The organism is Streptomyces sp. YS-3 (assembly GCF_045257485.1).
Lineage (GTDB): Bacteria > Actinomycetota > Actinomycetes > Streptomycetales > Streptomycetaceae > Streptomyces.
Genome location: NZ_JBJHPC010000405.1, coordinates 1 through 6,703, shown reverse-complemented (window position 1 = coordinate 6,703; position 6,703 = coordinate 1). Strand labels below are relative to the sequence as shown.

General features: G+C 71.8%; 6 protein-coding genes. All 6 read right to left on the bottom strand.

Annotated elements, in window-relative coordinates; genetic code table 11:
* A partial coding sequence (locus tag ACJA3G_RS26530; protein WP_406555567.1) for an NAD(P)H-binding protein occupies positions 1–865 on the bottom strand: 865 nt, incomplete at its 3' end.
* Between the two features lie 113 nt (positions 866–978).
* Positions 979–2,466 carry an FAD-dependent monooxygenase gene (locus ACJA3G_RS26525; RefSeq protein WP_406555566.1) on the bottom strand — a complete coding sequence of 496 codons (1,488 nt, stop codon included), beginning with the start codon at positions 2,464–2,466 and terminating at the stop codon, positions 979–981.
* A gap of 208 nt (positions 2,467–2,674) precedes the next feature.
* Positions 2,675–3,091, bottom strand: a complete 417-nt coding sequence (locus ACJA3G_RS26520; RefSeq protein ID WP_406555568.1) for a pyridoxamine 5'-phosphate oxidase family protein — start codon at positions 3,089–3,091, stop codon at positions 2,675–2,677.
* A 150-nt stretch (positions 3,092–3,241) separates the two neighbouring features.
* Positions 3,242–4,762, bottom strand: a complete 1,521-nt coding sequence (locus tag ACJA3G_RS26515) for an MFS transporter (protein ID WP_406555565.1) — start codon at positions 4,760–4,762, stop codon at positions 3,242–3,244.
* 407 nt (positions 4,763–5,169) lie between these two features.
* Positions 5,170–6,048 carry a sigma-70 family RNA polymerase sigma factor gene (locus tag ACJA3G_RS26510; RefSeq protein WP_406555564.1) on the bottom strand — a complete coding sequence of 293 codons (879 nt, stop codon included), beginning with the start codon at positions 6,046–6,048 and terminating at the stop codon, positions 5,170–5,172.
* Between the two features lie 158 nt (positions 6,049–6,206).
* Positions 6,207–6,665, bottom strand: a complete 459-nt coding sequence (locus tag ACJA3G_RS26505) for a carboxymuconolactone decarboxylase family protein (RefSeq protein WP_406555563.1) — start codon at positions 6,663–6,665, stop codon at positions 6,207–6,209.
* Between the last annotated feature and the right edge of the window lie 38 nt (positions 6,666–6,703).

Here is a 6,703-nt window from a genome sequence, read left to right as displayed (position 1 = left end):
GGGGTGGCGGGCGTGCGGGGCCGGTGGCCGTCAGCCGCGGAACGGGCCCGCGTACTCCTCGGCCCTCGGTGAAGGGCCGCGCGGGGTGGCCGGTGAGCTTCTCGACGTCACCGGTGAGCGGGACCGGGGAGGAGCTGGCCGCCCACAGGTCGAGCAGCGCGTCCGCGATGTCGCCCGGCATGAAGTCGGGCTTGTTCGCGCGCCACACGGCCGGGGGGACCTCGGTGACCGGGATGGACCGGCCCGCGGCGGCCTCGATGGCCGCGATGTGCTGGGTGAAGGTGAGCGCCTCGGGGCCGGTGAGGTGGTACGAACGGCCGCGCAGCGACGGGTCGGTGAGCACCGCGAGCGCCGCCTCGGCGACGTCCCGCTCGTTGACCGGGTCGGCGTAGCTGTTGGGGTAGGGCAGGCCGACCGTGCCGCGCGCCTTGAGCTGCCAGGCCCACGGCATGGCGTTGCTGGCGAGGGCGCCGCAGTTCAGCGGGGTCGAGGTGATCGAGGAGGCGGCGAGCGCCTGCTCGACGGCGAGGTGGGGCGCGGCGATCGGGTTGTCGGCGGCGTCGGGGCGCAGCACCGCGTCGGCGGACATGATGACGACGTGCTCGACACCGGCCTGTTCGGCCTGCTCGACGAACTCGCCGATCGCGGCGGCCTCGCAGTACAGGAAGACCGAGGTGACCCCGGCGAGCGCGGCGGGGAAGTCCGCGGGCTCGTCGAGCGCCAGCTTCACGGACTCGACGCCCTCGGGCAGCGTGAGCTTCTCGGGGCTGCGCGAGCCGGCGCGTACGGCGACGCCCCGGGCGGCGAGCAGCCGCACGAGGTGCGAGCCGACTTTGCCGCTGCTGCCGGTGACGAGGACGGTCATGGTGGGTTCCCTTTCGACGGTGCTGGGGGTGGGCGTGCGGCCAGGGCCTGTCCGGCGGGTAGGCGCCGGACAGGCCCTCGGCAGGGTGGCGGCTGGTGCTGCGGATTCAGCTTCTATCCGGCCACTTGAGCCGCGCCGAACCACCGCTCAAGCGCGTCCCGGAGCTTGCCGCCGTCGGGCGCGGCCCACACGACGTGTCCGTCGGGACGGACGAGTACGGCCTCGGGGTCCTGGTCGGAGGCGGTGCCGGAGGGCACCCACGCGCCGGTGACCACGTCGACGCGGTCCGCCCAGCCCGCGGCGAGCTCGGCGGCCTCACGGGAGTCACCGGTGGTGATCAGGACACCGCGCGCGCTGTGCAGCAGCTCCGCGACCCGGACCCGCCCGCCGTCGGCGCGCTCGATCTCGCGGCCCGGGGCCAGGCGCAGCCCGAGGAGCGGGTGGCCGGTGCCGTCGGTGTCGACGTCGTACCGTACGTCCAGACCGCTGACCAGGCCGGCCAGGTGGCGGGCGGCGTCCGGGATCTGCACCAGCTCGCGCAGTACGGCGCGCAGCGGCTCCATCTCCTCGCCGCTGAGGTAGATCAGCGACTGGGCGAGCGTGTTGCGCAGCAGTTGCTCGCCGACCGGGTGCCGCTCCGCGTGGTAGGTGTCGAGCAGGTCGTCGGGGGCCTGGCCCTTGATGGCCGCGGCCAGCTTCCAGCCGAGGTTGACGGCGTCCTGGAGGCCGACGCTGACGCCCTGGGCGCCCAGCGGCGCGTGGTCGTGGGCGGCGTCGCCGGCGAGGAAGACCCGCCCCTTGCGGTAGTCGGTGGCCTGGCCGGTGGCGTTGGTCAGCGCGCACATCCAGCGGGCGCTCGCGCCGTGGATGTCCTCGCCGGTCATGCGCTCCCAGGCGTCGGCGAGTTCGGAGAACTGCAGCTCGCCCTCACCGTGGTGCGGGCGCACCCCCGGCTCGTGGATGACGATGCGGTCGATGCCCGGCTCCAGGGTGACCGAGAGGACCATGCCGCCGCCCTCGATGCGCTCACCGATGGGGCGCATCCGCAGCCCGGCGCCGACCACGTCGGCCAGGTACATCCCGCGGGTGGCGGGCTCGCCGGGGAAGTCGATGCCGGCGAGGCGGCGGATGGTGGACCGGCCGCCGTCGGTGCCGACGAGGTACTGGGCCGACTCCTCGCCCGGGCCGTCGGGGCCCTCGTACTCGACGACGACGCCGTCCTCGGTCTCCCGGTAGCCGGTGACCTCGTAGCCGCGGCGGACGGTGACGCCCAGCTCCTCGACCCAGGCGCCGAGGGTCTCCTCGGTACGGGACTGGGCCAGGCCCATGATGCCGTAGTGGCTCTCGTCCAGCTCGTCGAAGTTGATCCGGACGCCGCCGAAGTGGCCCTGCTTGCCCCAGCGGATGTCGCCGAGTTTGGTCAGCAGGCCGCGCTGGTCGAGGACTTCCGCCGTACGGCCGGTGAATCCGAGGCCGCGCGATTCTCCGCTCGGGGCCGGAAGCTTGTCGTAGAGGGCGACCTCCACACCGGCAAGGCGGAGTTCTCCGGCGAGCATGAGTCCTACCGGACCGGCCCCGACAACAATTGCGCCCTGGGTCATGTGCGCACTCCTCGTGCAGATGGATGACATGGATCAGCCGATATGGCCGATGCTGGCAGCCACTACCTGAGTACGACTCAAGTCGCGTATTGCGGGGGCGAGTTACACCCAGTAAGGCCGAGCGGGAAACACGGAAACGCGGCACCGCCGGATTCGGTGGTCCGGTGGTGCCGCGTTCGCAGAACGTGCGGTGATTGCGGGGAGCGAATTACGTATTGAGGTTCATGACCCGGTCGACGGCGATCTCCAGGACCACCCGGCCGGGCGGATTCGGCGGCAGCGACCCGTACCGCTCGGCATAGCGGCCCACTCCCTCGGCCACCCGCCGCGGGTCGTCCCGGACCGTGGCCGTGCCCTCCAGGGTGACCCAGGCGAAACCCGCCACCTGGCACAGGACGGCCCGGCTGCCCGGGGCGGCCAGCACATTGCGGGCCTTGCGCGAGGTGACCACCGTCATGACCCGCGCCAGCCCCGACGCCGCGTCCCAGGTGAACCGGACGGGCGCCACATGGGGCGAGCCGTCGGGGCGCAGGGTGGTCAGGGTGGCCACGAGCGGTTGGGTGAGGAACGCCTCCACCGAGGCGGAGACCTCCACGGCGTTGGTACGCCCTTGGGGCAGCGACATCACGGACACGTCCTTCCAGGCGTTGCTCGCCGGGCGCGGCGCCATGGGCGGCCCGGCCCCGTACGGCCAGTGGCGCTCCTCCGCCAGGTGTCGGAGGAGCGCCACGGCCTGCCCAGCCCTATGCGGCGAGCGGGCGGTTCACAGGGGTCATCACTTCTCGACGCCGGCGGCCTCGGGCGTGCCCGCGGCCTCCGGGTCGGCGGTGCCGTGCGCGTGCGCCGAGCTCATCGACTGGGCGCCCTTCGGCATGAAGAACAGCGCGACCAGCAGAGCGGCGAAGCAGAGGATCGCCGCGGAGAGGAAGGCGTGGTGGTTGGCCGTCGCCTGGATGTCGTGGATCTTGCCGGCGTCGCCGCCGGTCTTGGCGAGCTTGTCCTCCAGGCCGTTGTACGCGATGGTCGCGATCACGGCGAGACCGAGGGCGCCACCGGCCTCCTGGCTGGTGTTGATGAGACCGGCGCCGACGCCCGCCTCCTCGTCCGGGATGCCGACGAAGGCGGCGATCTGCAGGGTCACGAAGACCATGCCGCAGCCGAGGCCGAGCAGGATGAACGCGGGGAGCAGGTCGATGACGTACGAGCCGTCGGCCGGGGCGCGCCACAGCAGGAGCAGACCGCTGGTGGTGAGGGTCAGACCCACGGCGAGCACCGGGCGGGCCGCCACCTTGGCGATGATGCCGGAGGCGGCACCGGCGCCGAAGGCCACCGAGACGGCGAGCGGCACGTAGGCGAAGCCGGCCTTCATCGGGGAGTACCCGAAGGCCTGCTGCATGAAGAGGCTGGCGAAGAAGAACAGCGCGCCGAAGGTACCGAAGACGAGGATCGCGGAGAGGTTGGCGACCCGCATCGTCTTGAGGCGGAAGATGCGCAGCGGCATCATCGGCGCCTCGACCTTGGTCTCGATGACCAGGAACGCGGTGAGCAGGACGGCGACACCGACCAGGCTGCCGATCGTGCGGGTGGTGCCCCAGCCGACGTTGATGGCCTCACCGAGCGTGAAGATGAGGAGCAGCAGACCGGCGGTCAGGGTCGCGGCGCCCGCGAAGTCGAAGCGCTGGCGCGGGGCGTCGGACTTGGACTCGGGGACGACCCTCGGGGCGAGGATGGCCAGCACCACGCCGATCGGCACGTTGATCCAGAAGATCCACTCCCAGCCCGGGCCGTCGGCGAGGACGCCGCCGAGGATCACACCGAGGATGGAGGCGATACCGGCGAGCGAGCCCCACACACCGAGCGCCTTGTTGCGCTCGGCGCCCTCGGGGAAGGTGTTGGTCAGGATCGACAGGGCCGCGGGGGCGATCATCGCGGAACCCAGGCCCTGGAAACCGCGGGAGGTGATCAGCATGGCGGCGTTCTGCGCCAGACCCGAGGTGAGCGAGGCGAGCGCGAAGATCAGGAAGCCGCTCATGAGGAACTTGCGCCGGCCGAAGGTGTCGGCGAGCCGTCCACCGAGCAGCAGGAAGCCGCCGAGCACGGTCGAATATGCGGTGACGATGTAGTTCAGACTGACATCGGACATGTCGAGGCCGTCCTGAATGGACGGCAGGGCGAGGTTCACGATCGACACGTCGATGAAGACCATGAACTGGCCCAGGCACACAAACGCCAGGATCGCACCGGGCTTGAAACCAGCCCCGGGTCCCGACCGCGCGAGTGAGTCGGCGGCAGCCATTACGAGACTCCTAAACTATGCAGGATCGAGTAGGTGAGAGCGCCCCCGGCGATGCCGGGTGGCTGCCGGACACAACCGCGGTCGGGTACCGAACGCCGCCCGAGAGTTCTGTTCCGGACGCGGGACGAACGTGTCAAAGGCCGCTCTCCATCGGGGGCTTGTCGTACGGGCGCCCCCGAACGAGGGCGACGGACGCCCCGCCGGCGCTGCCCCCCTCGGCTCACCGGCCCGGACTCGTCCGTCACTCATATGACGGATCGCGCGCGACGAATGTGACCGCTGGACGAAAAATAGTTTTAGAACGGCATCTGACCTGCGGCGATGGGCCCATAGACGCACGAAGGCCCGGGTCCGCCGCAGCGGTCCCGGGCCCTTTCGAACCCTGTACGGCCCCGTCGGGCTCGGGGTCAGGCGTCCAGCAGCACCAGATCGAGCGCGTCCAGACGCGCCGGGTCGGTGATGACCTCGATCTCGGTGATCACCGAGTCGGCGAAGCCGAAGCCCATCACCCGGAAGGTCGGCTTGCCGCGGTCGGCGACCACCCCGGGCGAGCCGTCCAACAGGGCGGGTTCGGCGGACTTGGCGAACTGGGCGAAGGTGAGCGCCTGCCGGGCCACCGAGGCGGCGCCGCGCAGCACCGTGCCGCCGGGGCGGTCCGCCGCGTAGGAGCGGGCCACGACGTCGGGGTCGAGCACGGCGACCAGGGCGTCGAAGTCGCCGCCGCGGGCGGCGGTGAGGAACGCCTCCACGACCTCGCGCTGGCGGGTCAGGTCGGGGGCCGGCGGGGTGTTCGCGCCCTGGACGCGGCGGCGGGCCCGGCTGGCGAGCTGCCGGGCGGCGGCGGGGCTGCGGTCCACGATGGGCGCGATCTCCTCGAAGGGCACCGCGAACATGTCGTGCAGGACGAACGCGAGGCGCTCGGCGGGGTCGAGCGTCTCCAGCACGACCAGCAGGGCCAGCCCCACCGAGTCGGCCAGGAGCGCCTGGTGCTCCGGGTCGGCGCCGTCCTCCGGCTCCAGGGCCGGCTCGGTGACCTGCGCCTCCAGCGGGTCCTCACGGCGGGCCCGGCGCGAGCGCAGCATGTCCAGGCAGACCCGGCCCACGATCGTGGTCAGCCAGCCCACCAGGTTCTCGATGTCGTCCGTGTCGGAGCGGCTGAGCCTCAGCCACGCCTCCTGAACGGCGTCGTCGGCCTCGCTCAGCGAGCCGAGCATCCGGTAGGCCACCGCTCTCAGATGGCTCCGGTTCTCCTCGAATCGCTGCGCCAGCCACTCGCGCTCGTCCATCGGTCACATCCTTCTGGTTCGCGTTCCGTCAATCCCCTGACGAACCGACCCCGGCAAATGTGACAACGTCCGCCGCCGGCGGGCTCGTTCGCCGGTCCCTGCGCCGGCCAACTCTCGCACACCGCCGGGGATCGGGGTCCCCGGCGGCGTACGGGCCGCTACCAGGCCTGGCCGGCCTGCTGGCGGGTGGCGGCGTTGAGACGGTTGAACAGGTTGACCACGCCGATCTGGAGGACCAGGGCGGCGAGCTGCTGCTCGTCGTAGTGCTTGGCGGCCTCGTTCCACACGGCGTCCGGCACCGCGTCCTCGCGGTCGGCGAGCCGGGTGGCGTGCTCGGCGAGCGCCAGCGCCGCCCGCTCGGCGTCGCTGTAGAACGGCGTCTCGCGCCAGGCGCCCACCGAGAAGACGCGCTCCTCGGAGACGCCCGCCTTCCGCGCGGCCTTCGCCGACGCGTCCAGGCACGGCCCGCAGCCGTTGATCTGGCTGGCGCGCAGATGGACCAGTTCGAGGGTGGCCTCGTCGACGCCGGCCCGGCGGATCGACTTGATCAGACCCAGAATGGCCGTCATGGCCTCGGGCAGCACCTGCGCCGGGTTGTTCATCCGGGGGGTGGACATCGTTGACTTCCTTCAGCAGTGCGGGTGGGGAGATGGCG